The sequence below is a fragment of the Acidisphaera sp. L21 genome, from assembly GCF_009765685.1.
In the GTDB taxonomy this organism is placed as follows: domain Bacteria; phylum Pseudomonadota; class Alphaproteobacteria; order Acetobacterales; family Acetobacteraceae; genus LMUY01.
Genome location: NZ_LMUY01000133.1, coordinates 66,634 through 92,849, shown reverse-complemented (window position 1 = coordinate 92,849; position 26,216 = coordinate 66,634). Strand labels below are relative to the sequence as shown.

Below are 26,216 nucleotides of genomic sequence, written 5' to 3'. Positions count from 1 at the left end.
GGTGGAGTTTCTGACTGATTTTGCCGACGAGGCGGTCATCCTGCCGCTGGCGGCGACGATTGCCGTCGTGCTTGCCGCCCTGGGATGGTGGCGCGGCGCGCTTGCCTGGACCGTGTCGGTGTCAGGCGTTTTAGGGACGATGGGGTTCCTAAAAGTGCTGTTCGTGGCCTGCTACGAGCCGCTGTCCGGGCTGGGGATCCACAGCCCCAGCGGCCACACGGCTGCGGCGACTGTCACCTATGGGGGCATTCTGTTGCTATTGGGCCGCGGCCGGGTGCCGATGCCATTATTGGTGCTAGTCCCACCCGCGATCACCGTGGTGATTGCTATCACCCGCGTCTCCCTGGGTGCCCATGTCCCCGTGGAGACCGTGGTTGGCGGCGTGGTGGGTCTTTTGGGAGCCGCGGTGCTGCTGCCATTGGCCGGCCCGCGCCCGGCGCTGCGTAGCTGGCCGGTTGCAGTCGTGGTCCTGGCCATCATGCTGTGCTTCCACGGCATGCGGCTGCAGGCGGAACAGACGATCCATAATTTCGCCTATCTCTCCTGGCTACCGCTGAGCGCAATGTGCCGAGCCTAGCGCCGCTCCAGCCGCCACAACGCCAGGCCGAGCAGGCCGATGCAGACCTCCCGTGCGCGCTTGACCAGCGAGAGGGACAGGCCCGATGCCTCCGGCAGGCCTACCGCCGCCGCGGCCAGGGCGAAGCCGGTTTCCTGAACCACCAGCGCGCCCGGCACGGCGAACCCGGCGCTACGGGCCGCCATGCCCAGCGCCTCAATTGCCATTGCCTGGGTAAGAGACGTGCCGGTGCCGATCGCGTTCAGCACGGCCCAGCTTTCCAGGGAGCCGAGCAGCCAGGCCAACAGATGCAGGCTACCTGCCTGCAGCATCGAAGACCGGCTGCGATACATCGCCGCCGCCGCCGCATCCAACCCAGTTAGCGCACCAACGCCGGGCCAGCGCGCCGCGATGCGGCGGGCCAGCGTCTCCAGAATCCGCAGTAGTCCAAAGCGCTGCGCCGCCAGTAGGCCCACTCCCCCAGCGCCGGTCAGTACAGCGGCGCCGATCCAAGCCTGCCACGCGCCATCCGGCGAAATCATGGCCAGGGCGGCGACGCCGATCAGCAGGAAGATCAGTTGCGTCAGAAATTCCAGCGTTACGTCCACCACGACGCTGGCGGCCGTGACGGCAAGTAGAAGGCCATCGGCGGCCAGCAATTTAGCGCCGATGATCTCCCCGCCCACCTGCGCTACCGGCAACATCGAGTCGATGCCTTCCCGGGTGATGCGCAGCCGATAGAGCCGGAGCAGCGCCGGCCCGGGCGGCAGCACGCACTGCCACGAACGGGCGGATAGAAACAGCTGCAACAAATGCAGCGCCAGCAGGCCCGGCAAGACCCACAGTGCCCGCACGCTCGCGGCTCCAAGAGCCATCACGCTCTGCCCCGTGGTCACGATCGCCCAGACCGCGAAGCCGACTAGAGTGAGGCCGACCGCGGCGTTCCACATTCGCTGGCGGGTCAGTCCTGGGTAGCTCCGATCGTCGTGCGCCAATACGCCAGCACATCCGTTAGGGTCTGGCGCCACGGGATGGCGGGCTGCCAATCCAGCAGGCGTTTGGCTTGCGCCGGGTTGCCGGCGGCAAGTGGGATTTCGGCGGTGCGCAGGCGGCCCGGGTCGGTCGAGACCGTCACTTTCACGCCGGCGATGTCGATAAGGTCGGCCAACACATCGCCAACCTTGCGCGGCTGGCCGGATGCAATATTGAAGATCGTGCCGCTAGGTATGCGATCCGCCCTCAACAGGCATTGCAGATAGCAGGCGCAGACATCCCGCACGTCCAGGAAGTCGCGCTCCGAATCCAACGCACCAACCATGAGCGTCGCATCCTGCTTGCCCGCCGCAACCAGCGCCACCTGACGTGCAAACGAGGCCACGACGAACGCATCCGACTGTCCGGGTCCGGTGTGGTTGAACGGCCGCGCCCGTATCACCCGCAACCCCTCGCGCGCCATGGCGCCCAAGGCGAGGTCGGCAGCGGCCTTGGTGGCGCCGTAGGTGTTCATCGGATTCAGCGCCGCAGTCTCATCAAGCATCACGCCGGACTTAAATGTCGCGCCATAAGCATCTGACGTAGACACAAACAATAGGGCGCAATCCGGCGCATCCTGCATCAGCGTGCGGGCGAGAGACAATGTGCCATGCAGGTTTACTCGCCACGCCTCATCCGGATCCTTCTGGGCGGCAGGAATGGCGGCGATCGCGGCCAGGTGCACGCACGCATCCGGCCGGGCTGCCCGAACGGCGTGGCGAACGGCGGCGGCGTCGGCGATGTCGAACCAATCGGTGAACAGCTCAGCGCTTGGAAGGGCGCCGCGAATGGCGGTGAGCAGATGCCCACCAACAAACCCGCCAGCGCCCGTGACCAGAATGCGGCGAGGTTGCCCCGCCGCCATACTCAGGACGCCATGCGGGTGCGGTGACGGGCGAGATCCGCCTCGACCATTTCGGCGACCATCATTTCCAGCGTCGTTTCCGGCTTCCACCCAAGGGTCGTCTGCGCCTTGGTGGAGTCACCCAGCAGAACGTCGACCTCGGCCGGGCGGATCAGGTCGGCGCGGGTGGTGACGTGCTCCTCCCAATTCAGGCCGACATGGGAGAACGCGATGATGCAGAGATCGCGGATGGAGGTCGTGCGGCCGGTGGCGATCACGTAGTCATCCGGCACCTTCTGCTGCAGCATCAGGTGCATTGCCTGCACGTAGTCGCGGGCGTGCCCCCAATCGCGCGTGGCGTTCAGGTTGCCTAGCGGCAGCTCCGTGGCAAGGCCCAGTTTGATACGAGCCACACCGTCCGTCACCTTACGGGTCACGAACTCAATCCCGCGCAGCGGGCTCTCGTGGTTGAACAAGATGCCGCTGCTGGCGTGCATGCCGAAGCTTTCACGGTAGTTTACCGTCATCCAATGCGCATAGAGCTTGGCCGCAGCGTAGGGCGAACGCGGGTAGAACGGGGTCGTCTCGCTCTGCTTTGGTTCCTGGATCAGGCCATACATCTCGGATGAACTGGCCTGGTAAAACCGGGCATCCGGCTTGATGAGCCGCACCGCCTCCAGCACGTTCGCGGCGCCGAGGCCAGTCACGTTGCCGGTCAACAGCGGCTGCTGCCATGATGCCGCGACGAAGGATTGTGCGGCGAGGTTGTAGACCTCATCCGGCTTGTAGACGCTCAGCACCCGAATCAGGCTAGAAAGATCGGTCAGATTGCCGTCAACCAACTCGACATCCTTCAGGATGCCCAGCCAGCGCAAACGCTCCCCAATGACGTCCGAAGAAGCAGAACGGCGCATCAGCCCGATGACCCGATAGCCCTTGGCCAGCAGAAGTTGCGAGAGATAGGCGCCGTCCTGTCCGGTCACGCCGGTTACGAGTGCTGTTGGCATGAGTGTCCTTACGCTGAAGCTTGGGTTGGTTATCTCAGACGCTGCAATTAAGCTAGAAGCGAAATAACACCCCTTGATAAGCCCCGGGCGAGTTGTGGGCTACATCCGGGGAGGTGAAGAACTCCGCCGAGCGGGCACCCAGCGAGATCCCCATGCGGGTCAATCCCTCGACACTATAGTGCATAATGTGAACGTCATTGTCGTAGAACACGTCGGGCGGCATGTTGGCCGGGGTGGTCCCGGCGGTCCACAAATAGGGCCAATCCCGCCGTTCCACGAAGGGGACGCACAGATAGATGGCGCCATCCGGGTTCAGCCGATCCCGCATCTGCGTAAACAATGCGCGGGGATCTTCTAGATGTTCGAACACCATGATTGATGCGAACATGTCATAATGTTTGGTGTGGCTAGCGTCGAACAGGCCCAGGGCGCAGTCCAAGCCCAGATCACCGGTCGCGTATGCGTGACAATTGGCGTTAGTTTCGAATCCGTAACTTTTGCGTCTGTAATCGTTACAAGATCGCAAAAACCAGCCGAGGCCGTAGCCGATCTCGCACACGGTCTGCACGTGAGGGCAGCGTGTCACCAGCTCCAGGCAAAGGCGGTTCTGGTTGGCGTAGATACTCTCCCGCATGTTGTGCAGGAACTCGAAATCATGCGCCTTCTGCTCGTCCGTCTCGCGATAACCGGAGTGATTGAAGAACGAATGACAATCCAGGCAGACGAATTGTGGGATGGGCTTGCCGCTGCGCTGCCCCAGCACGTCCTGCAAATGAACCGTGTAGCGGGACGTGCAGGCCGGGCAGGGTTTGTGACCCAGCATGGTCACCGCCGGGCTGCCCCGGCATGGTCGCGCAGCCAGGCAAAGGTGGTGCGCAAAGCGTCGTCCAGCGTGTTGACCGGTTCGAAGCCCAGCGCCCTCAACTGCCCGACATCGTAGTCGCGTAGCATCTGGCCATCCGGTTTGCTGCGGTCCCAAATAACACTTCCTGGGAAACCGGTGACGCGCACCATTGCCTCCACCATGTCGGCAATGGAGATGGCTTTGCCGGTGGCGAGATTGATCGGCCCGGTAAAGCGCTCGCCCACCAGGCGCATCGCGTGTGCGGCATCATGCGAGAATAGGAAGTCCCGGCGCGGCGTGCCGGTTCCCCAGACCTCAACCGGCTCGCCATTGCGGATGGCGCGTTCGAACTTCGACAGCAGGGACGGGATGACGTGCCCGTTCTGTTCGTCGAACCGGTCGTTTGGGCCGAACATGTTGGTGGCGATGCAGAATGCGTAGTCTAGGCCGTATTGCTCGTGATACGCGCCCAACTGGGCCAGCATGGCGCGCTTGGCATGGGCATAGCCCGCTTCCGACCCATGCGGAGCGCCCAGCCACAAATCCGCCTCCCGCATCGGGCGTGGCACCTGGTCCGAGTAGATCGCGGTGGAACCCATTGCCACGAACTTGCGGGCGCCGGCGCGGCGGGCGGCCTCTATCACGTTGGTATTGATGCGGATGTTGGCGAGGTAGCTTTCGCCCTGGGTTCGTAGATTGCCCATGATGCCATGCACCCGGGCTGCCAGGTGATAGACGATATCCGGCCGGGCGCGGGCGATCGCCGTCTCGGCCTCCGCCTGATTTGCGAGGTCGCCATCGGCCTGGGAAAGGGGGATGACCGTCTCATACCCCGCAGCCCGCAATTCCGCCGCAAGCGCAGTGCCGACGAGCCCGGTGCCGCCGGTAATTACGACTCGCAGACGACGGTTTGCTATTAATTGCTCGCTCATCCGTCGCACCGTTACAGTGCAAACGGGCGTGGCGCTAGATCAGACGGGCTACGGCGCCGCGAGCTTGGCCAGCAGGCGAGCATGGCTGCGAAGGCCCTGGTGGAAGCAGCGCCACTCGAACTTTTCGTTGGGGCTATGCACCTGGTCGTCTGCCAAGCCGAATCCCATCAATAGCGAGTCGACGCCCAGCAGCCGGCGCATGCTCTCGACAACTGGGATCGACCCGCCGCTGCCCATCAGCACCGCCGGGCGGCCATACTCGTCGGCCAGCGCGGCGCGGGCGGCTTGAACCCAGGGGCTGTCCGTCGGGATCTCGATTCCTGGTGCGGTGCCGAAAAGCTGGAACTCAACCCTGGCATCGGCCGGGGTGCGATCGGCGACGAAGCGCTTGAATGACTCATACACTCTCGCCGGGTCCTGGCCCGGCACCAGCCGGAACGACACTTTGGCGGAGGCCTGCGCCGCGATCACCGTTTTGCTGCCAGCCCCGGCATAACCGCCCCAGATGCCGTTGATATCGGCGGTCGGGCGCGCCCACATCCGCTCCAAGGGCGACCGGCCCTGCTCGCCGATCGGCTTGGACAGGCCGATGTCGCCCAGGAACGCGCCCTCGTCGAAGCCTAGCGCCGCCCATTCGGCCATTTGCGCCGGGGAAGTGTCCGCGATTCCATCGTAGAAACCCGGCAGCTGGATTCGGCCGGATGCATCGTGCAGATCGCCCAGGATCCGCGTCAGCGCATTGATCGGGTTCAGCGCCGAACCGCCGTATAGGCCAGAATGCAGGTCCCGTTCGGCGGCATGCAGGGTCAGTTCCGTGTAGACCAGGCCGCGTAGCCTCGTGGTGACGGCGGGCGTGTCGATGTCCCACATGCCTGTGTCGCTGATGATGGCGATGTCGGCGGCAAGCGCGTCCCGATGCGCCGCCAGGAAAGGCTCCAGATTGACGCTGCCGACTTCCTCCTCACCCTCGATCAGCACCGTCACGGGGCAGGGTGGGCCGCCGGCAACCGCGTGCCAGCCTCGGAGCGCCTCTAGCCACATCATCACCTGGCCTTTGTCGTCCACGGCGCCGCGGGCCGAGATGCGTGGGCCGCGCGGGCCTTCACTCAAGACTGGCTCGAACGGTGGGCTGGTCCATAGCTCCAGCGGCTCGGCGGGCTGCACGTCGTAATGCCCGTAGTACAGCAGGCGAGGGCCGGGCGCGGTGCCGGAATGGTGGGCCAGCACCACTGGATGGCCTGGAGTGGTCACCAGTTTGGCCTCGAACCCGATCGCTGCCAATTCGGCACGCAGCCATTCCGCGGCCGCGGCGCAGTCGCCCTTATGGTTCGGCTGCGCGCTCACGCTCGGGATGCGCAGCAGGTCGAACCAGCGGTCTCGGGTGCCGTCCAACCCGGCCTCGATATGGTCAAGGACGGCGGTCAGCTTTGCGGTCACGGTGTCACTCCGTAGGTGTTCAAGAACATGGTCACGGCACCCTCGACCACGCGCTTCGCCAGGGTGTCGTCGATCTCTGTCATCAGTCCCAGCCGGCGTAGCATTCCGATGCGGGTCTGGCACAGGGCGAAGAATTGCTCTGCCGCAAATGCCGCGTCGGGAATGGCCAGCCGGCCGGCCTGGATATGCTGCATCAGCCAGGCGGTCATGAACTGTGTGGCGTGCGCCGGCCCGGCCTCATAGAAGCTGCGGGCGAGCTCGGGGAATTTGGACGCCTCGGCCACCGTCAACCGGTAGATCGTGAGCCCCGAGGGCGACATCATCATGTGGACGATGCGGCTGCCCAGGGCCAGCAGCCCGGCCTCCAACTGTTCGTTCACCTCGGCATCGCCGAACACCAGGGACAGCTTGCGCTCACACTCCTGCGCCACCCAGGCGGAGAATAATTCGGCCTTGCTCGCGAAGTAGTTATAAAGCGTTCCTTTGGAGACGCCCGCGCAGGCTGCGATGCGCGACATGCTGGCGCCTTCATAGCCATCCTGCGAGAAAATCGTGGCCGCACCGCGGAGGATTTGCTGGTGCTTCTCGGGCGATAGAACGTCCGTATCCGACATCACGGGCATCATCGCTCCATTGAACTGGGTTGACCTTCAGCCCGAAGCGCGGTTGTTGTCAAAGACTGACCGAACCGGTCGGTCACTTTCTGCCGACGGGGTTCGCCGTCCCTGCCAAAGGTGTGTGGTCGCCCGTGAAGTTCCGATATATCGCACTACTCGCTGTCGCCTCGGTGGCTGGTTGCACACTGGGCCCGGACTATCAGGAACCCAGCATGTGGTCGCCCACATCCTGGTTCGCGAGCCGCTCGGCGCCGCCTCCGGCCACGCCCAGCCAGGTAGTGTTGCAGCCGATCGACGCCAATTGGTGGCAAGCGTTCAATGACCCGATCCTAACGGAGTTGGAGCAGCAGGTTGCCGCCTCCAACCTGGATATTCGCCTAGCGACCATTCGTCTGCAGGAAAGCCGCCTGCAGCGTGGTGTGACGGCGGCGGACGAGTTCCCGAACCTGAACGGCAACGCGTCCTACACGCGCGAGAAAATCAGCGATCGTGGCGTGATCGGGCTGTTGGGCGGCGGCGCCACAAGCTCCGGCGGCAGCAGCACGAATACGAGTGCGAATGGGCTGGGCGGCACGCAGGGAGGAATCCCATCCGGCGCGTCGTCCGAGGCGTCTGGTGGGCCAGGCACGCATCTGGGCGCGTTCAACCTGTTCCAGTCGGGCTTCGATTCGACGTGGGAGATCGATTTCTGGGGCCGTGTGCGGCGCCAGGTCGAGTCCGCGGACGCGGCCATCGCCGCCTCGGCCGAGACTCGGCGGGACTCGATGGTGACCGTGTTGGCCGAATTAGCGCGCGATTACCTGCAATTGCGCGGTCAGCAGCGCGACCTGCAGATCGCCCGGGACACGTTGGCCAGTGAGCAGCAGAGCCTACGCCTCACGCAGGAACGCCAGCGCGGCGGGCTCACCACCGGATTGGACGTGGCCAACGCGTCCGCCCAGGTGTCCAACACTGCATCGCAGATCCCGCAATTGGAGGCGACGGCGGCCACTACGATCAACTCGATCAGCCTTCTGCTGGGGCAGACGCCGGGTTCGCTGACGGCAAAATTGTCCCCGGCCCAACCAGTGCCGCCGGTGCCGCCGGCCGTGCCGGTGGGGCTGCCGTCCGAACTCGCCGAGCGACGGCCGGATATCCGCCGGGCAGATGCGCAATTGCACGCCGCGACCGCCGATATCGGCTCGGCCGAGGCGGATTTCTTCCCGAAAATCACCCTGTCCGGCAGCATCGGGGTGCAGGCGACGGATTATAAAAATCTCGCCAATATCGGTGCCTTCGGTGCGCTGCAATATTCCGGTGGCCCGTCCATCAGCATCCCAATCTTCGAGGGCGGACGGCTAAAATACACGCTGGATCTGCGCAAAGCGCAGCAGCAAGAGGCCGCGGTGCAATACCAACAGGTGGTGCTGCAGGCCTTCCACGACGTGGACAACGCGCTGACGGCGTATTCCTCCGAACAACTGCGGCGCGACCAGCTGGCCAAGTCGGTCGATCAGGCGCGCAAGGCACTTGGCCTCGCCCGGCAGCAATACGTGCAGGGGCTCGGCACATTTCTCGACGTGCTGACGGCGCAGCGCACGATGTTCCAGTTCGAACAGCAATACGCCGACAGCACGACGACGGTATCGACCAATCTCGTGCAGCTTTACAAGGCGCTGGGCGGTGGCTGGGAAACTGCATTCCCGCGGGGCAGAACGGCGGAAAAGCCACCCAAGCTGTTCTAACCTGGACATACCAGCCTGGTTACGCTGCAACTGCGCCCATAACGACAGGAGCGCAGCATGACCAACGAGGTGGAGTGGGCCCGGTTGACCGGCCCGGACATTCGAGAAGTGGCTGGGCGACCCGGCGCGCTGGCGGTGCTGCCCATCGGCTCGCTGGAACAGCACGGGCCGCATCTGCCGGTCATCACCGACACGGCTAGCGCCAGCGCCGCATCGATCCGCGCGGCGCGGCTGGTGTCGGCGGAGTTGCCGGTGCTGGTGCTGCCGGGGCTATGGACCGGGATGAGCGAGCATCATCTGCCGTTCGGCGGCACGATCAGCCTGAACTTCAGCGAGTTGCGCGGCGTGCTGACGGGGATCGTCCGCTCCCTACGCGCGCTCGGCTTCGCCCGGTTGCTGATCGTCAACGGTCATGGCGGCAATGTGGAGCCGCTGGCGGTGGCGGCGCGCGAGTTGGCGCATGAATTCGGCCTGCCGGTCATTGCCTGCACGCCCTGGTATCTGACCCGCGACATGATCGGCGACATCGCCGAGACCAAGGAAACCCCGGCGCATGCCTGCGAGGGCGAGACGTCCGTCATGATGGCGATCGCCGGGGACTTGGTGCGCACCGACAAGTTCGAGGAGGCCGTGCGCCAGCGGCCGGAGCCGGTGCCGAAATATGACGGATTCAGCCGGTTCTGGAGCTTCTCCGAGCGTGCGCCCGTCACTGGCGTTCGCGGCGACCCGCGCCCGGCGACGGCGGCGAAGGGCGAGCGGTTCCTGGATGTCCAGGCAGAAACCCTGGCGGCGGCGATGCGCGACAAGGCGATGTGGCGCCGGCCCGACCCGGTGTGGCTACCCGGCCGCGGCCAGGGCAACACCGCCGGGCACGCGGACGATTAGCGCCATGGCGCTGACGATCCGAAGCGCCGCGCCAGAGGATGAGCAGGCGGTCGTCGCGTTGTGGCGCGCCTGCGACCTGGTGGCCAGCTATAACGACCCGGCGGAGGATTTCCGCTTCGCCAAGGCTGGCCCTTCGTCGGACGTGTTGGTCGCAATCGGCGAGTCAGGCGCCATCAGCGGCAGCGTCATGGTGGGGCATGACGGTCACCGGGGCTGGCTCTATTACGTTGCCGCCACGCCCGATGCACAGGGCACCGGGATCGGCCGGCAGGTGGTGGCGGCCGGGGAGGCGTGGCTGCGGCAGCGCGGCGTGCTCAAGGTCCAGTTGCTGGTGCGGGAGACCAACACCAAGGTGATCGCCTTCTACGAGCGTCTGGGCTTCGAGGTCTCGCCCCGGACGGTCATGGCGAAATGGCTCACCCCGTAAACGGCGCGGCACTGATCTTGCGTGGATCGGTGCCGCCCCCCTGAATGGACACGAAGATGCCCAAGCCCTTTCATCTCGCCTGGTTCTGCAACTTCAGTGCGGGTGAGTGGGATCATCCATATGCGCCTACCAGTTCGCCCTGGGACGGCAAGTTCTACGTCGAGATGGCGCAGGCGATGGAGCGGGCGTGCTTCGACTACATCATGCTGGAGGACACGCTGATGGTGTCCGACGCCTGGCGCGGCACCACCGAGGCGACGCTGAAGCATGCCCTGCAAGCGCCGAAGCACGACCCGATGCCGCTGGCTGCGATGATCGCGGCTGGCACCAGCCGCATGGGCGTGGTGGCGACCATGTCCACCATGGCATACCCACCCTTCATGCTCGCCCGTCTGTCCAGCACGTTGGACCACATCGCCGGGGGGCGGTTCGGCTGGAACATCGTGACCTCGGGCGAGGACGCCGCCGCGCAGAATTTCGGCATGGACGAATTGCCGCCGCGCGAGCAGCGCTACGCCATGGCCGACGAGTATGTCGAACTCGTCTGCCGCCTGTTCGATTCCTGGTCGCCCGATGCGGTGGTAATGGACCGCGAGACCGGCACCTATGCCGACTATACCAAGGTCAACCCGGTCCATTTCGAGGGCAAGTTCTTCAAATGCCGCGGACCGCTGAACACGGTGCGCTCGCCGCAGGGGCGGCCGACCTTCGTGCAGGCCGGCGGCTCGCCCCGTGGGCGAGAATTTGCAGCCCGCACCGCCGACAGCATCATCGCGACCGCGAACGGATATAGCGGCATGAAGGCGTATCGCGACGACGTCCGCGCCCGGGCTGCCGCCGCCGGGCGCAACCCGGACGACATCAAGGTGCTGTTCCTGATCTACCCGTTCATCGGGGAAACCACGGCGGAGGCGCAGGCCAAATACGACCGGATGGTCCATCACCCGGCCTTCATCGAGGCCGCGCTCGCCGCCATCGGCACCGTGACGGACATCGACTTCTCCCAGTTCGACCTGGACAAGGAATTGCCGCACCTGACCACGAACGGCGAACAGGGCTCGCTGGACAAATTCGCCCAATGGGGCAGCGGCAAGACCCTACGCCAGCTTGCCTCCGAACGTTATGACGGGGGGCTCCGCCTGGTCGGCACGCCGGACGAGATTGCCGAGAAGATGGGCGAGGCGATGGAGGCGATCGGTGGCGATGGCTTCCTGGTGAGCACGCCATTCCAACGGTCCAGCCGCCGGGTGGTGGTGGAGATAACCGAGGGGCTGGTGCCGGCACTGCAACGCCGGGGCCTGGTGCGCACGCAGTATCAGGGTGCGACCTTGCGGGACGTGCTGCGCGAGTTTTAGCATCGGCATCGTCGCTGCTGCCCGCTGCTCAACAGCGGAGACGACCCATTCCCCTGTCCAAGATCGTTTCAAAGCTTGCCCTGTTTGTCTGCGTCGTCACGCCCGCGCAGATCGCAGGACGCGCCTAACCTCGCGTTGACGGACAATTACCTGCCTGGTCTGGCTGGTGATCGAGCGTGCGTGCTCTAATCATTTATGAATTGCACAAGTTAGTCAGCGAAATATTAACGTTGCGGCGTTATTGACGCCCGGACCGGAGCAGAGTCTGGCCGAAGCGCTTCAAGGCCGATCACTCCGAATGCGCCCAAGCGCACAGGAGGGACCATGGACTTTGCGATGAACGACACGCCGTGCCGCGTGAAGCGGATTTGGGCGGACCTTCTGCCCGGATCGTCCAGTGATCCCGATGCCGACTTTTTTGCCGCGGGCGGCCACTCCCTCCTGGCAACCCGGCTGCTGTCGCGGATCGAGAGGGAGTTCGCGGTCAAGATCCCACTGCCGCAATTCTACCGCGACCCCACCCTGGCTGCGGTTCTAAGCGCCGTTCAGGCGGAGCCGCCAGCCCGGCAATTCCGGTTCGACCGCGTGGCGCGGCTGGGGCGTGGGATGGAAAAGCCGGTTTATGCAGTGATGCACAGCAACGGCGCGTTCTTTCCGCTGGGCCAGGATGTCGGTGTCGACCATCCGTTCGTCGCGTTGCAGGCGGCCGACCGCCGCACCGGCGGGCGCCTGCCCGCGACGATCGAGGCAATTGCCGAGGGCTACGTCCAACAACTGCGCACGGTGGAGCCGCAGGGACCGTACGTGCTGCTCGGCTGGTGCCTGGCCGGCAACGTCGCCTACGAGGCAGCCCAGCAATTACGGGCAGCCGGGCACGAGGTGAAAGCCGTCATCATGGTGGATACCTGGAACCCGGCCTATCTCAACAACATGGGGACGTGGCGGCGGCAAATCGCCGAGCGGTCCTATGGTTGGCAGATCATCCTTACCGGCATCGCCAAGGTGCTCTGCGGCAAGTTGCCCCTTGTGGAATTCCTAAGGGCCCGAAACGCCACGAAGCACCTCGTGCGGGCACCCGGGGCAGACGACGGCAAGCTGAGCCCGGCCGCGCAGGCCTATTTGGCGCAGCAGGCCTTCGATGCAGACCTGCAGGCCCAATTGCATCGCGCGGCACAATCGTATCGCCCGCGCCCGTTCGATGGTTGCTTGCTCCATATCCGCTCGTCCGAGGAGCCACGGGGTTTCGGGCTGGACCGCCGTTTCGGCTGGGGCCGGCTGGTGGGCAAGGGGCTGCGCATGGTCGCCGTGCCCGGCGATCACCTGACCATTTTCATGGAGCCTTCCATCACCACGCTGATCCGGCACGTCCGCGGGGCGATGCGCTAGCCATTCTTCTTATGTTTACCGTTGCCCCGCATGATGCCGCCGTAGCGAGCCGCACGATCGAGGCACATGATTTTCCTTTCCGATTTTGCCGACCAGGCTGTCGTGCTGCCGTTGGCAACTGTGGTGGCGCTCGTGCTCGGCGTGCTGGGCTGGTGGCGCGGCGTACTGGCCTGGGTCGGCGCGATTTGCGGCACGCTGGCGGTCATGCTGGTGCTGAAGCTGTGCTGCCTGGCCATCGCCGAGGATTTCGAATTCGCCTCCGCCGCGAGCCCCAGCGGCCACGTTGCCTCCGCCTGCATCGTGTATGGCGGCCTGGCCGTGCTGCTGCTGCGCGATGTGGTGCCGCGGATCGCACTGGGCGCGATAGCGGTCGCGATCATCGTTGCCATGGGATACTCGCGCATCGAATTGCACGCGCATGATCTGGCCGAGGTGATTGTCGGCGGCTTCGTCGGCGCGGCTGGGCTGTGCGTGTTGGGCGTATTGGCTGGTCCACGGCCGCGCATCGTCGGCTGGCCCGTGCTCGGGGCCGCAGTCTGCACCATGCTGGCCTTTCACGGCATGCATCTTCCGGCGGAAGCAGCCATACGCTCCGCCTTCACCCCGAAATGAGCGATAGGATGGACGATTTCCCGGTGCGGGGTTCAGCGCTGATCGACATGTCGGTGGCGTCGGGCGACACAGCCGTCTGGCGCATCGTCGGTTCGGATCTGCCGAAGCCGCGGTCGCGCCGGCGGACATGGCTGCTGCAGATCAGCGTGTTTGCCCTCGGCCTGGCGACAACTACAGGCGCCGGCCGGGTGATATGGGAGCATATGAGCCCCGACACCATCGTCAGCACCCGTATCGTGGCGGACGGCAACACCGACGCCGCCGGCCGCGCCGCGCTGTCCGACGTGGCGTTGCGCCTGGCCATGGCGCCCGAGCGCCCCGTGGCCCTGCAGGAGAATGGGGAGGCGCTGGTCGTCACTGCGCGCGATGCCGACCCGGCGCAGGCCCGGCAGCATGTAACTTCGCTGGTGGACGCGATCCTGAATATTCCGACCGCCGCGCTGGCCACGAGCACCGCAGTTACCGCGCAAGCCGATACGGCAAGTGAGCTCCGCGCGAGCCGAACTCGTCTGGTTGCCGCCATCGATGCGGCCGATGCGCGATCGATCGCGATGTCAACCAGTTTGGCCGGACTGGCTCGTGACTCGGTGGCGGCCAGCCGTGCCGCGGCAGATCGCAAGCCGGGGCGCGAAACGCTGGACAAGGCCAACGCCGCCCTGGCCGACCTGCAATTACAGCGGTTGCAACTGGCGACGAAATACCAGGACACCTACCCGGCCGTCGTCGTCATGGACGGGCAGATCAAAACCATGCGCGCCTTCCTGGCGGACGAGACCCGCCGGGTAGAGGGCCGCCCGGTTCAGCCCGACCCGGGCGATGCTGTCCTGTCCGCCGAACGCGACCGGTTGCGGGCGGAGATGGCGCAGCTTGGCGACCGCCGCCGTGATCTGACGGCCCAGCTTACCGCATTGGATGGCAAGCTGACGGCGATGCCGGTGCAAACCGCCAGCATCGCCCCCATGGCTACCGCCGTCGCGCCAGTTCTGATCGTGGCTTCGACCACGAGTTCCGCCGGCGAGGATCAGCGGCTGGCGGACATAACGGCGGTCGCCGCCGCCGGGCTAGTGTTGTCCGCGCTGGCCTCATTGCTGCCGCGCCGCCGCCGGGCGTCTAGCCTGCCGCAGGGCTTGCTGCTGGAGCAGGTGCCGATGCGGAGCCTGCCGTCGCCCTATCCCTATGCGATCGGGCACACGGGCGTCGTGCACGACCAAGACGAGCCGATCCGCCGCGTCCGGCAATAATATCCACGTGCGGCCAAAGCCCGGCCTAACAGTAGACGATAGGACTCGCGCTCGGCGACGAGCGGTATGCACCCTTCATCGCTCGCGTTACGCCGCCGGGGCGATGGCGGCCCGTAAAGGGCTATCGCACGGTCACAGTCGTTCGTAGGCCGCCTGCGGCACGTGGAAGCGTCGCTTGTTCAGAATGACGCCTGCCGTGTGGCCGCCAACCTCGGCCAAGCGGTCGCGCAGCGTGCGCACGGCGCTGGCCCGGGTGCTCTCGGCCGCTACCACCAGCAGCGTCGCATCCATATGCGGCGCCAGCACGATGCCGGTGAAGGAGCGGTCCAGCGGCGGTGAGTCGGTGATGATGATGTCGAATTGCGGCCGCAGCGCCCGCAGCAGCGTGGCCCAGGTCTGCGGCTGCACCGTATTGCCGATCGGGGCCGCCGCCACCAGCCCGGTGGGCCCAACGCGATACATCTCCAACTCGGCCGGGCCATCGGCGATGGCGCGTAGGCCGGACGGCAACCCGTAAACACTGCGCGGCCAATTCGCGCCATGCCGACCCAGCGGTTCGGAGGACAGCAGCAGCGTGCGCAGCCCGCCCTGAGATGCCGCCACCAGAGATAGGTCCCGCACCAGGGTGGACACGCCTTCGCCCTTGCGGGTCGACATCAGCTGCATCGCAACGCCATCGGTGCGATCGCGCCGCACCGTGAATAGCAGCTGGCTGGCGTGCGAGACGCTCAGCAGCAGCGGCGGGGGCAGGCCGGCGGCGTCAGGCTCGGCATCGATCACGGCGCTCATACCCCAAAACTCGGACGGCGAACGGTTCGGCGTATCGTGGGCGGCGGCGCCTTCGGGGCGGGGCGGCGGCTGGCCGCCAACGGCACCGCCAGCAGCACCGGCAGGTCCAATTGGCGCTCCACATCCCGGACGCTGACGAAGACCTGGCGGGTGGCGTTCAGCATGGCGAACACCGCGATCGCCGCCAGCACGCCCAGCACCACGCCACCGGCCATCAGCAGCGAACGCTGGTTGCGCCCGGCGATCGGCGCATCCGGCGGCTGCACGACGCGCACGTTGGCTGCACCAGCCCGCTCCACCGCGGCGGAGAGCTGGGTCTCCTCACCACTGCGGGCAATCGAACGGTAGCTCTGGTCCAGCACGTCGCGGGTGCGCTGCAGATCGCGGTAGTGGCGGGACAGCCCGGCCAGTTCATCCGATCGATCCTGGATCCGGCCAGCTTCGACGACGAGTTGCGCCTGCTTGGCGTTCAACCCCTGCAATTGGGAGGTGAGGGTGATCTCCTCCCGGTGCAGATCGTCATAGATCGTGTTGCGGCCTAAGCGATTAATGTTCGCCTCACGGCCGGGGTCGGTCCCCATTTGGGCGTGAACGCCGGCGATCTGCCGGTCGATGTCACGCACCAGCGGAAAATCATCCTGGTATTTCGACACCAGTTCGCGGCGCTGGATCTGCAGCTTCACCAGGCTATCCGTCAGCCCAGTGGATTGCTGGGACCGGGTGCTTTCGGCGAACATCTGGACGGTCTGCGGGAGGCCGGCCAATTGCTTGTGCAGCGCGGCCACGCGGGCCGCCGTCTCGTCGATCTGCTGCGCCGTCAGGCTCTGTTGGTTGGTGTTGTCGGCCTTCTGGTGGATCTGCAGGCTGATCTGCTCGTCCAGATTGCCGATCCCGTGCTCGATCCCGAACTGGGCCAGGTCTTCCTCAGCCTTCTTCAGGCGGTCGGCGAACTGCGCCCGCTGTGCATCCGCGCCCTGTGGCCCGGGCTTGTCGAAGATGCCGGAGCGATAGCTGATATAATGGGAGATCAGTTCCTTCAGCACCTGCACCGCGACGCCGCGGTCGGCATTGCGCAGGCTCATCTCGATAACGTTGGATTGCGGCACGCTTGTCACGTTCAGGTCGCTGGCGAAGCGCGCGACCGCGACGTGCAGGCCATCATCATCCGTATGCAGGCCAGGATAGACCTTATCCACGCCGACGGCCTGCAGGGTTTCGGATGCGAGCGCGGGGCTCAGCAGGATCTGCAATTCGGCCTGGATGATCTGGTTGCGATCCAGCGTGATGTCGTTGCCGGTGTCGCGGTTGCCGGGGTGAAACACGTAGTCGCTGCCGTACAGCACCAGCAGTCGGGCCTGCGCCATGTAGCTGGTATGCGCGACCAGCCCGGCCAGCACGCCCAGGATGCAGGGTATAATGAAGGCCAGCAGGGTAACGCGCTTATAATAGAAAAACGCCGTTACCAGGTCCCGCAGGCTGAAGCTGGGGAACGATCCGGATCGGTGCCGGACGCCGCCGGCGGGGAAGTCGCGTGCTGTGGTATCGCTCACGGGCGTTCACTGGCCTTACAGGACGGTTGGTTTTCGTGTTGTAGGCGGTAGGGCTTAAATCCCTCTTAATCGCTGCAGGGTTAAGAAGACCGCGCCGGCGGTGCCGGCTGCGTTTCCCCATGGTTCATGCCGCCGTGAAAGGCCAAAAATTGCGCCCGAACGTTCTGATAGCCCTGTCGCTCACCGTGATGCTCGGTGCGTGCACGCAGCACATCACCATCGTCCCCAAGCAGGTGGACGGGTTTGCCCCCTGGTCGAACGAGGTCCCGCCGCATCGCCTGGCAGGCGGGGACGAATTCGATTTGAAATTCCTGCTGAACCCGGAGCTGAACGACGCCAAGCTGGTGATCGGCCCGGATGGAAGGGTGACGGTGCCGTTGCTGGGCGATGTCGTCGCTGGCGGGCTGACGTTGCCGGAATTCCGCAAGAAATTGCAGGACGGCTATGCCTCCAAACTGCGGGTTGCCGATCTCGATGTCGTGGTGCGCAATTACGCCTCATCGAGGATCTTCGTCGGCGGGGACGTGAAGACGCCGGGCGTCCTGCCGCTGCAGGGTCCGACCGATGCGCTACAGGGTGTGCTGATGGCCGGTGGTTTCCTGCCCACGTCGCGGTCCAGCGAGGTGGTGTTGATCCGCCGTCGCGCCGACAACGCGCCCATGCTGCGCACGTTGAACCTGCGCCGCTACGCCGGGTCGGCTGACATGCAGGACGATCTGCCGCTGCAGCCATCGGACGTGATCTTCGTGCCGAAGGCGGATATTGCCGAGTTCGATTTGTTCGTGGACCAGTACCTGAACCAGGCGCTGCCGTTCCAGAAGACGCTGAACTACAACCTCGGCGGCATCGGCCAGAGCCTATTCTAGCCGAGCCTGGCCTCACCAATAATCGACGGAACTGCGCTTGAGAAACCCGAGCCAGCGCGTCAGCTTCAGGACGCGCTGCTTCTTTTTCCACTCGGCGGGCGTGAAGGACAGGATCGGGCCGTCGGCATAAATCCAGTAGCTGAGATGCGCTGGGTCGGGCTGGTAGCCGAGCAAGGCGTCATGGATGTAGTCGCGCCGCCACGGTTTGGCGAAAACCATGGCGTGCGACATGATGTTGGCAGAGGGAAAGGCGTCCATCGCCTCGACCCCAAGCGCGTTGTAGGGCACGTCCGTCGCCATGATGGCGGCGTTCATCAAGTCCTGGTCCATCTTGGCAAATTCGGGGCGGCCGGTCTTGTCCACTAACACGGACATATTGGTGCCCGTGTCGGCCAGCAAGTGCAGCAGCTTCGCCCACGCGTCCAAAAAACGGGTGAGGCCGGGTGCGACGCCCACGCAGCCGCTATTGAAATAGCCGCTGACCGGGCGGTTGCCCAGCCCGGCGCGTTCCGCGAAGTTCTGCCATTCCCGCCGGAAAACATGGTTGGCGGGCATGTATGTCTCCGCCAGGTCTAGTACCAGCAGTACATCCGTCTCCGCCCAGCGTGCGAAATTAGCCCAGGCGGTCTTAATGACGACGTCGCAGTCGAAATACCACAGGGTGGTGAAATCGGGGTGCAACGTCTCGGCCACCTGCAGCAGGAATTGAGGCTTCTGGTTGCTGAGGTTCCAATCCCCGGTGCATTCGATGAATTGAATGTCGACATCGGCCGTGATCGGCTGTGCCGAACCTGCCGCGGGTTTCACCGGGCCGCCCCACACCGGCAACGCGCCGCGATAGCCAACGACGATATGCCCGGTAAACCCATTTCGCACCAATGAATTCGAGAGTGCTGCGGCACCGTGGAAGTAGCTACGTTCTGCCAGCATGCAGACCACATGCGAAGCGGTGCCCAAGGCCATCGAGGTCTCACATCGTTAAGGAAATCATGTCACGGTGGGATGCACTGTGCAGTCGCATCTATAGGGCGTCCTGGTGACTAAACAATTCATTACTGATGTAACAAATTGTCATTTGGCCGGCCGAGAAGGCCGTCGCCTGCGTGTTTTGGTGATTGCCGATTCGTGCAACCCCGAATGGGAGAGTATCCCGTTGGTCGGCTGGTCGCATTACGAGGCGCTGACCAATCTGGTGGACACCCATCTGATCACCCGTAACTGGAACAAGCCCGCGCTGGACCGCATCGGGTTGGTGGAGGGGCGGGATTACACGGTGTTCGACACCGATTGGTTGGTCAATCCTGTCGCGCGGCTGGTGGAACGGATCAGCGGACCGAATAAGGGCTACGCGATGCTCACCGCCCTGACGATGCCGGCCTATCTATTGACGGAGCGTATGATGTGGCGCCGGTTCGGCAAGGCGTTGCGTGCTGGCGAGTTCGATCTGGTTCATCGCATTACGCCGCTGAGCGCCGCGGTGCCAAGCCAGCTGGCGACACTGTGCCGGCGGATCGGCGTGCCATTCATCCTGGGCCCGTTGAACGGCGGCTTGCCATGGCCGAAGGAATTTCCTGAGTTGCAGCGGCAGGAAGGCGAATTCTTATCGAAGCTGCGCGGATTGTATCGCCTGGTGCCGGGCTACCGCGCGACGCGTCGCGACGCCGCCGCTATTATGGTTGGGGGCGCCAGCGCCATTGCGGATTTGCCGGTGAAGTGGCGATCGAAGGCAGTGTATGTTCCGGAAAACGGGATCGACCCGGCGCGCTTTCCACGTCCCGCCGTCCGCACCGCGGAAAGCTACGCCGGGCGCCCACTGCGTGCCGCGTTTCTGGGCCGCATGGTACCCTATAAAGGCTGCGACATGTTGCTGGAGGCGGCAGCCCCGCTGCTGCGATCCGGCCGCTTGCTGCTGGACATCATCGGTTTCGGGCCGGAACGCGAACGGTTGGATCGCATGGTGGCCGATTTCGGCGTGGCTGGGTCGGTGACCTTCGCCGGCAAGCTGTCGCATTTCGACCTGGCGCCCCGGCTGAACCGCGCCGACCTGCTGACGTTCCCCTCGGTGCATGAATTCGGGGGCGCCGTGGTGCTGGAGGCGATGGCGGCCGGCGTCGTGCCGGTAGTGGTGAATTACGGCGGCCCGGCGGAATTGGTGAGCCCGGCCAGCGGCTACCTGCTGCCACTAGGGGATCGCGCCGCCATCATCGCGAGCCTGCGCGCCACACTGTATGAGATCTTGGTCGATCCCGGACAGATCGCGGCCAAGTCCCGCGTAGGCATCGACCGTGCGTTCGGCCTGTTCGCCTGGCCCGCAAAGGCCGCGCAGACGCTGGAGGTGTATCGTTGGGTGCTAGGCCAGCGGGCAGACAAGCCGAATATGGGACTGCCGTTCCTGGACCCGGCGCCCACGGCTCAGGATGATCCTCAGTCGGAGTGGGCGGCATGAGGTTCGTCGTCTCCCTGGCGGAACAAGGATTCGGCTCGATCCTGACCTTCGCGATCAACCTTTGGCTGATCCGTAATGGCGCCGCCGAATCCTACGGTGTCTATGTCTTCTGGCTATCCGTTGCCTGGGTGTTGGGAACGGCGCAGGGCACGCTGGTCCTGGCGCATCTGTATCGCCTGCCATCCGCCCACGACCGAATGGAGGAGCGGCGGCAGCCCGAGCGACTATTGCTGTCCTTTGCCATCGGCATCACCATCGCCTCAGCCCTCATCGTCACGCTGGTGGATGCCGCGCTGGCGTATATGGGGTCGGAGCTGGCGTCACCCGGCGCGGTGATGTTCATCCCGGCGTTCCTGCTATTCCAATACACCCGCTCCTTCGCATTCTCGCGCCAGCGTCCACTTCTGGCGGCCTGCCTCACGGGAACGGTGCTCTCCACGGCGATCATCCTCCTCGGTGGCGATTTTCTGCTCGGCTTCCATCCCGATGCCGAGCGCGTGCTGTTCCTGACCGCGGGCGCCTATGGCGGCTGCGCGTTGGTAATCCTGCTGATCCTGCTGAACGGCATGCGGCCCATGCTCGGCTGGGTGGAGATCCGGGGCTACGTGACCGTGCTGCGCGGCTCCGGCTGGTTGGCGCTCGGGGCGGGGTCGGGTGAGGTGACGAGCCGGCTGTACAGCTTCGTCGTCGTCGGGCGCTACGGCACCAGCGACCTGGCCGCCCTATCGGCGGTGCAGGTGGTTATTCGCCCGGCATGGATGCTGTCCGCAGCCTGGTCGTCGATCGGCTATCCGCAGATGGCGGCGCGGTTTGCGGAGGGTGACCGCGCCGGGTTCCTGCGCGTGATGCTGACCGGTGCGACGTTGAGCACAGCGGGCAGTTTTCTGTGGTCCGCATTGGTGCTGGCGGGATGGCCGTGGATTTCGGGCGAGCTGTATCATGGCCGCTATCAGGAAGTTGGCCCGCTGGTCTATTTCTGGGGTGCGAACGTCATGCTGGGCAGCATCGCATTGGCGCTGAATGTGGCCATCCTCGTGATGGGCGAGTTCAAGAACCTGGCCTTGATCGACCTGGTGGGTGCGATCGTCACCACGGGCGCGATCTTCGGCCTGATGGGGCGTTTCGATTACCCCTACGCCGTCGTCGCCACCATGATGGGGCAGACGACGCAGATCGTCCTGATGGCGGCCCTGTTGCAGCGCCGCCTCCGCCAGCCCGCGGCCTTGCCCGCCTAGCGTACGCGATGCGTCTAGATGCGCATCGCGTTCGGAACCGAGCCCCTGATCGGCGCGGGGTTGGGGTAGCGAACGGTCACCGGCCTGCGCATCGCCAGGCGCCATTTCTCCAGATCCAGCGCAGCCAGCACGAAAGCCACCGCCAGCACCGAGTTGTTGGAGAACAGGTTTGACTCCGTGAAGTTATGCACCAGCAGCCCGACCAGCAGCGACATGTGGAACACGGCGGTCGGAAACGCCATGCGCCCGGCGTGGTCCGCCGCGTCCACTGGCTCGGCCCGCACGATGGCGCGGCCAGCGATGCCCAGGGTGCGGAACACCACGAACAGTCCGCCCATAAGCCCGACGACGCCACAGGTCGCCAGCAGATCCAGGTAGCCCTGATGCGCCTCGTTGATCTGCGCGTAGGTGCCGAACCACATGTCGCTTTTCAGGCTGGGCTGCACCGCCGGGTTGATCGCCCAGAACGAGCTGTAGCCGGCCCCCAGCCAGGGCCGTTTGGCGATTTCCTGCACCGCGAACTCCCACAAATCCAGCCGGCTGGTGAAGGTGACGCCGCGTAGGGGCAGCCATGGATCGTAGTTGGTAACGCCGCACCACGCCAGGTAGCCGAAGAACAATGCGGTAATGGCGGCGGGGATCGCCGCCACCACTGCCCAGATTGCCGGGGCGGGAAGGCGTGACACCAGCAGGATCATCGGGATCACGACGGGGGCCATCAGCACGATCGACTGGCTGGTGGAGGAGCGCGTGGCCACCAGCAGCCCGGCCATCAGCACCACGGACCCGGCGACCATCAGACGGAGCCACTTGCCCCGCACGAGGAAATAGCCAGTGGTCGCCGACAGGCAGCCATACATCATCAGCAGCCCGGTCTGGTTCTTCTGCAACTGCAGCCCGGCCAGGCCCTCGTCGGTCATCGCGTAGCCGGGCCATAGTGCCCAGGCGACCAAATCCTCCGCAGCGGCCATGGCGCAGACGCAGGCGATGAGGATGTGCAGGGTGGAGGCACGGCGCAGCCCGCACAGCAGCACTGCCGCTAGCAGCAGTTGTACGATGGTGAACATGATGCGGCGCATCGAGGCATCTGGATCCAGCGCCCAGCCGACGCTGAGTGCGAAGAATGCGTAGAGCAACAGCAACGCCCAGCTGGACGCCAAAAGTTCCAGCACCGCCCGCCAGCGGACCAGCGCGATCGGGGCGGCGGCGCCCAGCAGACCCAGCCAGATGACGCGGTTCAGCGGGTTCACGTTGTCGGTGGCGACCAGCACATCGCGGTTGAATTCGGGAATGCCGACGACTGCGTACAGCAGCATCAGACTCATCACGACGATTGTCAGGCGGTTAACCCACGCGGGAATAGAATTCGGCGTCGCGTTCATCGGTGCGTCCTTACGGCCATCGGCCCTCTCGTTCGCCCATCTTGCAGGAGCAAGCCTTGACAGAGCCTGAAGTCAGCGTGGTGATTCCGTGTTACGATCGCCTTGCTTTGCTGGAGCGAACGCTGCGCGCGTGCTTCAGCCAGGCGGCGGCGGGCATCGCTTGGGAGATCGTGGTGGCCGACAACCATCCCGATCGCTTGGCCGCGCCGATGCTGGCCGGGTTGAACTCGCCAGTGCCGTTGCGGCATGTACCGGCGGGAGAGCGCAACATTGCACTGGCGCGCAATCGCGGCGTGGCGGCGGCAAAGGGCAGCCTGATCGCCTTCGTGGACGATGACGAAGCGCCGGAGCCGGGTTGGCTGACTGCCCATGTCGCTTGCCTGCGCCGCACCGGGGCCGATGCGAGCTTCGGCCCGAAATACCCGGTGTTCGAGGGCGGCAGGGCGCCGGATTGGGACCCTGACGGCAAGTTCTACACGACCGATTTCGACCTGCCCCCGGATACCGAAATTCGGCCGCTGCAATGGTGGCCGCCGCAGGCGCGCGGCCTGGGCACCGGGAACTCGATGCTGCGCCGCTACACGTGCCTTGCCGGCGACACGCCGTTCGACGAAGTGTTCGGCCGCAGCGGCGGTGAAGATTCCATGTTGCTGCTGGGCTTGGCCAAGGAGGGTCGCCGTTTCATGTGGTGCCCCGACGCAAAGGTGATCGAGTTCAACGAAGCGTCGCGCCTGTCCCCCGCCTACATGGCCGCCCGGGTGCGCCGCAGTGGGCGCCATTCCACCGCCGTGCGCCTGGCGATCAGCGATAACAAATTGCTGACCCGGCTGGGGATCGGCGTCGTAGGACTCGGCCAGCTCGGCGTCTACGGCGCGTTGTGGATGGCGACCCGCAAGGCGCGGTATGGCATGAGCGTCGCAAAAGGCCTGGGCAAACTCGGCTTTGCGGAGTTCGATTTCGTGCCGGAGCGTCGGCCGGCATAGGGAGTGCCTTAGCGCAACCCATCATCGCCCTTTGCCTCATCGGCCCGCAATCCGCCGATGCGGGGCAGCGGCCGGCCGGCGTTGGTGAGCGCGATGGCCACCACGATCTCGTTCGCGCGTGGCGCGTCGGTGACGCGGATCTCCATTGCGTCGAAATGGCTGCGCACGAAGGCGGCGTCCTTATGGCCCAGCGGAATGTCAAACGGCGTTCCCGGCCCGCTCCGTTTTTTGGAGGATGGGATCAGCGCCGCCCCCTTGCCCAGTGCCCGGCGTACCGGCGCGCCCAGCAGCGGGTGCAGGATGGCAGCCGCGTGCTCCAATTCACCATTCTCGCCGACAAGTGCGGCCTTGCCGTAGCTCTGCACCGCCGTGCCGGGAATGCCCAGCGCCTCGATCGCTTGCGCGGCGAGCAGTGCGCCAAGTTCGGCACCGATCGCCATCAGGTCGGACAGGTCTTCCACATAGCGGCCGGCGAACGGGTTCTGGATCACGGCGATGGCGGCGGCGCGCCGGGTCGGCGGATCGACCGGGCGCCCCATTTCCTCCCGTGTTTCCTCCACGACCGTCAGCAGCTTGCGGATGCGCGGGCTCAACGCCGGGCACCCAGCGTCAACGGCCAAGGATTGTCCTTATCCGACGTCAATTGCCGCCCAGCGGTGATGTCGGACAGCGAGCGGACATGGTCCATATGGCCGCCCAGTGCCGCATAATCCGACATCCGCAGCGTAAACTCGATCGGCGCCACCAATGCGGGCGTCGGTACATAGCCGAAGCTGCCGGGCGGCATGCGCGTGACGTCCACCATGAAGGTGATGCCGCCGCCGGGCCAGATATAGACCTGGGCACCGCCACAGGTGACGGTGGTCAGCCGGTCCTTGACCGACCGGGTCAGCCGCACCGGGTTCTCCGTCACGCCGGACCGCAGCGAGCCGCCGGCGCCGCCGATGAACAGCACGGTGCACAAGGCCGGCTCGCAATTCTCCCGGATGAGGTCGACAGAATTGCGCAGGGCAGGCGGCATGTCCTGTTCGATGGGGCGCAGCGCGTCATCCAGCACAAAGTAGCCCTGGTTTTCGCCAGTGGTCGACGTCATCAGCATCGTCAGCCCCGGCCGGGCCCATTTGGGATCGAACGGGCCGAGGATCGACAGCGGGTCGCTGATATTGGTCCCGCCCCAGCCGGTGCCCGGTTCCGCCACCTGGAAATACCGTCCAGGCGTGGAGCGGCGGCCCTTGATCCGGACGCCGGTATCGGGGATGCCCAGCAACTTGCCGGCCTGGTGCTCCGACAGCACGCCGGTGATGTGGTCGTCCACCACGATCACCTCGTCCACCTTGCCGTCCCATTGTTTGGCGAACATGCCGATCGCGGCGGATCCGCAACCGACGCGCATCCGGTCCTCCCGTTGGCCATTCACCACGGGGGGTTGCCCGGCCTGCACTAGCACGGTGGCACCGTCATCAATCGACAACGCCACTGCCGCCCCATTGCATAGCGCCAGCAGCGTGTCGCAGGTGACCCGGCCCTCTTTCTTGCTGCCGCCCGTCAGGTGGTGCACCCCGCCCAGCGACAGCATTTGTGAGCCATATTCGCTGGTTGTGACGTGCCCGACGGGCTCCCCGTCGGCGCGCACCACCGCCTGTTCCGGGCCGAGAAAACGGTCGGTGTCGATCTTCAGTTTAACGCCGCAATAGCTGAATATCCCCTCCGTCACGACCGTAACCATGTCGACGCCCTCCACCTGGGAGGCAACGATGAACGGGGCAGGTTTGTAGTCGGGGTAGGTGGTGCCGGCGCCAATGGCGGTGACGAAGGCCTGCGGCTCGTGCAGCAGGCTGCCGTCCCAATCCGGCCCGGCGACGCTGAACGGCACCAGTTGCGCGCCATGGTCCAACGCTTGTTGCAGGATGACGTGCGGGTCGACGCGCACCAATTCGCCATCGTGATTGGCGTAGCGGTCGCAAGCGCCGGCCTGGCCCGGGCGGATGTAGCACATGACCGGGCAGGCGTCGCAGCGCACTTTGTCGTCGGTGCGGGGCACGGTCATTGCCTTGTCTCCAGTCTGG

At 65.2% G+C, this 26,216-nt stretch carries 25 protein-coding genes; 12 read left to right on the top strand and 13 right to left on the bottom strand.

The features are described 5' to 3' along the window. Window position 1: 1 nt before the first annotated feature. Entirely contained in the window at window positions 2-577 is a 576-nt protein-coding gene (locus GSQ76_RS24960; protein WP_158746807.1) for a phosphatase PAP2 family protein, read from the top strand. Here the strand turns inward: GSQ76_RS24960 and GSQ76_RS24955 are convergent. From GSQ76_RS24955 to GSQ76_RS24925, 7 genes are read right to left on the bottom strand one after another with little or no spacing between them, the layout of a single operon-like run. Then, window positions 574-1,551, bottom strand: a complete 978-nt coding sequence (locus tag GSQ76_RS24955) for a lysylphosphatidylglycerol synthase domain-containing protein (RefSeq protein ID WP_158746806.1) — start codon at window positions 1,549-1,551, stop codon at window positions 574-576. The genes GSQ76_RS24960 and GSQ76_RS24955 overlap by 4 nt on opposite strands. Beyond that, the gene (locus GSQ76_RS24950) at window positions 1,518-2,453 is read right to left on the bottom strand and encodes a GDP-mannose 4,6-dehydratase (protein ID WP_158746805.1); all 936 of its coding nucleotides are present in this window, start codon (window positions 2,451-2,453) and stop codon (window positions 1,518-1,520) included. Before GSQ76_RS24950 ends, GSQ76_RS24955 begins: the two co-directional genes overlap by 34 nt. Window positions 2,454-2,455: 2 nt before the next feature. Continuing rightward, a complete protein-coding gene (locus GSQ76_RS24945) occupies window positions 2,456-3,439 on the bottom strand; it encodes a GDP-mannose 4,6-dehydratase (RefSeq protein WP_158746804.1) in 984 nt (327 codons plus the stop codon). 52 nt (window positions 3,440-3,491) lie between these two features. Next, window positions 3,492-4,262 carry a class I SAM-dependent methyltransferase gene (locus GSQ76_RS24940; RefSeq protein WP_158746803.1) on the bottom strand — a complete coding sequence of 257 codons (771 nt, stop codon included), beginning with the start codon at window positions 4,260-4,262 and terminating at the stop codon, window positions 3,492-3,494. 2 nt (window positions 4,263-4,264) lie between these two features. Then, window positions 4,265-5,215, bottom strand: a complete 951-nt coding sequence (locus tag GSQ76_RS24935; RefSeq protein WP_158746802.1) for a GDP-L-fucose synthase — start codon at window positions 5,213-5,215, stop codon at window positions 4,265-4,267. A 48-nt stretch (window positions 5,216-5,263) separates the two neighbouring features. Beyond that, on the bottom strand, window positions 5,264-6,652 hold the full coding sequence (locus tag GSQ76_RS24930; RefSeq protein ID WP_158746801.1) for a dipeptidase: 1,389 nt from the start codon (window positions 6,650-6,652) through the stop codon (window positions 5,264-5,266). Beyond that, entirely contained in the window at window positions 6,649-7,266 is a 618-nt protein-coding gene (locus GSQ76_RS24925; RefSeq protein ID WP_158746800.1) for a TetR/AcrR family transcriptional regulator, read from the bottom strand. The genes GSQ76_RS24930 and GSQ76_RS24925 overlap by 4 nt, the downstream gene beginning before the upstream one ends. A gap of 215 nt (window positions 7,267-7,481) precedes the next feature. On the opposite strand from GSQ76_RS24925, the gene GSQ76_RS24920 reads away from it, so the two are divergent. From GSQ76_RS24920 to GSQ76_RS24890, 7 genes are all read left to right on the top strand, one after another. Beyond that, complete coding sequence (locus GSQ76_RS24920) at window positions 7,482-8,993, top strand: efflux transporter outer membrane subunit (RefSeq protein ID WP_158746799.1); 1,512 nt, start codon at window positions 7,482-7,484, stop codon at window positions 8,991-8,993. Window positions 8,994-9,050: 57 nt separating this feature from the next. Next, complete coding sequence (locus tag GSQ76_RS24915; protein ID WP_158746798.1) at window positions 9,051-9,878, top strand: creatininase family protein; 828 nt, start codon at window positions 9,051-9,053, stop codon at window positions 9,876-9,878. A 4-nt stretch (window positions 9,879-9,882) separates the two neighbouring features. Beyond that, window positions 9,883-10,305 carry a GNAT family acetyltransferase gene (locus tag GSQ76_RS24910; protein ID WP_158746797.1) on the top strand — a complete coding sequence of 141 codons (423 nt, stop codon included), beginning with the start codon at window positions 9,883-9,885 and terminating at the stop codon, window positions 10,303-10,305. Window positions 10,306-10,361: 56 nt separating this feature from the next. Continuing rightward, the gene (locus GSQ76_RS24905; RefSeq protein WP_158746796.1) at window positions 10,362-11,660 is read left to right on the top strand and encodes an NtaA/DmoA family FMN-dependent monooxygenase; all 1,299 of its coding nucleotides are present in this window, start codon (window positions 10,362-10,364) and stop codon (window positions 11,658-11,660) included. Between the two features lie 324 nt (window positions 11,661-11,984). Continuing rightward, on the top strand, window positions 11,985-13,046 hold the full coding sequence (locus GSQ76_RS24900; RefSeq protein WP_158746795.1) for a thioesterase domain-containing protein: 1,062 nt from the start codon (window positions 11,985-11,987) through the stop codon (window positions 13,044-13,046). 66 nt (window positions 13,047-13,112) lie between these two features. Then, complete coding sequence (locus tag GSQ76_RS24895) at window positions 13,113-13,658, top strand: phosphatase PAP2 family protein (protein WP_158746794.1); 546 nt, start codon at window positions 13,113-13,115, stop codon at window positions 13,656-13,658. Window positions 13,659-13,666: 8 nt separating this feature from the next. Further along, complete coding sequence (locus GSQ76_RS24890; protein ID WP_158746793.1) at window positions 13,667-14,899, top strand: hypothetical protein; 1,233 nt, start codon at window positions 13,667-13,669, stop codon at window positions 14,897-14,899. Window positions 14,900-15,031: 132 nt separating this feature from the next. Here GSQ76_RS24890 and GSQ76_RS24885 read toward each other — a convergent pair whose 3' ends face one another. Both GSQ76_RS24885 and GSQ76_RS24880 read right to left on the bottom strand, forming a co-directional pair. Beyond that, window positions 15,032-15,688: a hypothetical protein gene (locus GSQ76_RS24885; RefSeq protein ID WP_158746792.1), complete on the bottom strand. Its 657-nt coding sequence runs from the start codon at window positions 15,686-15,688 to the stop codon at window positions 15,032-15,034. Continuing rightward, window positions 15,685-17,238 carry a hypothetical protein gene (locus GSQ76_RS24880; RefSeq protein WP_158746791.1) on the bottom strand — a complete coding sequence of 518 codons (1,554 nt, stop codon included), beginning with the start codon at window positions 17,236-17,238 and terminating at the stop codon, window positions 15,685-15,687. The genes GSQ76_RS24885 and GSQ76_RS24880 overlap by 4 nt, the downstream gene beginning before the upstream one ends. 149 nt (window positions 17,239-17,387) lie before the next feature. On the opposite strand from GSQ76_RS24880, the gene GSQ76_RS24875 reads away from it, so the two are divergent. Then, window positions 17,388-18,104, top strand: coding sequence for a polysaccharide biosynthesis/export family protein (locus GSQ76_RS24875; protein ID WP_158746790.1), 717 nt, complete (start codon window positions 17,388-17,390; stop codon window positions 18,102-18,104). 12 nt (window positions 18,105-18,116) lie between these two features. Here the strand turns inward: GSQ76_RS24875 and GSQ76_RS24870 are convergent, their stop codons facing one another. Then, the gene (locus GSQ76_RS24870; RefSeq protein ID WP_158746789.1) at window positions 18,117-19,034 is read right to left on the bottom strand and encodes a hypothetical protein; all 918 of its coding nucleotides are present in this window, start codon (window positions 19,032-19,034) and stop codon (window positions 18,117-18,119) included. 223 nt (window positions 19,035-19,257) lie between these two features. On the opposite strand from GSQ76_RS24870, the gene GSQ76_RS24865 reads away from it, so the two are divergent. Together GSQ76_RS24865 and GSQ76_RS24860 are read left to right on the top strand one after the other, a co-directional pair. After that, window positions 19,258-20,550: a glycosyltransferase family 4 protein gene (locus tag GSQ76_RS24865; protein WP_158746788.1), complete on the top strand. Its 1,293-nt coding sequence runs from the start codon at window positions 19,258-19,260 to the stop codon at window positions 20,548-20,550. Next, window positions 20,547-21,785 (top strand): lipopolysaccharide biosynthesis protein, encoded by a 1,239-nt coding sequence (locus GSQ76_RS24860; RefSeq protein WP_158746787.1) that lies wholly within the window; start codon window positions 20,547-20,549, stop codon window positions 21,783-21,785. The genes GSQ76_RS24865 and GSQ76_RS24860 overlap by 4 nt, the downstream gene beginning before the upstream one ends. 14 nt (window positions 21,786-21,799) lie before the next feature. Here GSQ76_RS24860 and GSQ76_RS24855 read toward each other — a convergent pair whose 3' ends face one another. Continuing rightward, window positions 21,800-23,167: an O-antigen ligase gene (locus tag GSQ76_RS24855; RefSeq protein WP_158746786.1), complete on the bottom strand. Its 1,368-nt coding sequence runs from the start codon at window positions 23,165-23,167 to the stop codon at window positions 21,800-21,802. Between the two features lie 56 nt (window positions 23,168-23,223). On the opposite strand from GSQ76_RS24855, the gene GSQ76_RS24850 reads away from it, so the two are divergent. After that, a complete protein-coding gene (locus GSQ76_RS24850) occupies window positions 23,224-24,150 on the top strand; it encodes a glycosyltransferase family 2 protein (protein WP_158746785.1) in 927 nt (308 codons plus the stop codon). Between the two features lie 8 nt (window positions 24,151-24,158). Here GSQ76_RS24850 and GSQ76_RS24845 read toward each other — a convergent pair whose 3' ends face one another. Together GSQ76_RS24845 and GSQ76_RS24840 are read right to left on the bottom strand one after the other, a co-directional pair. Then, window positions 24,159-24,743, bottom strand: a complete 585-nt coding sequence (locus tag GSQ76_RS24845) for an amino acid synthesis family protein (RefSeq protein ID WP_158746784.1) — start codon at window positions 24,741-24,743, stop codon at window positions 24,159-24,161. Further along, window positions 24,740-26,197 (bottom strand): 6-hydroxynicotinate reductase, encoded by a 1,458-nt coding sequence (locus GSQ76_RS24840; protein ID WP_158746783.1) that lies wholly within the window; start codon window positions 26,195-26,197, stop codon window positions 24,740-24,742. The genes GSQ76_RS24845 and GSQ76_RS24840 overlap by 4 nt, the downstream gene beginning before the upstream one ends. Window positions 26,198-26,216 lie beyond the last annotated feature (19 nt).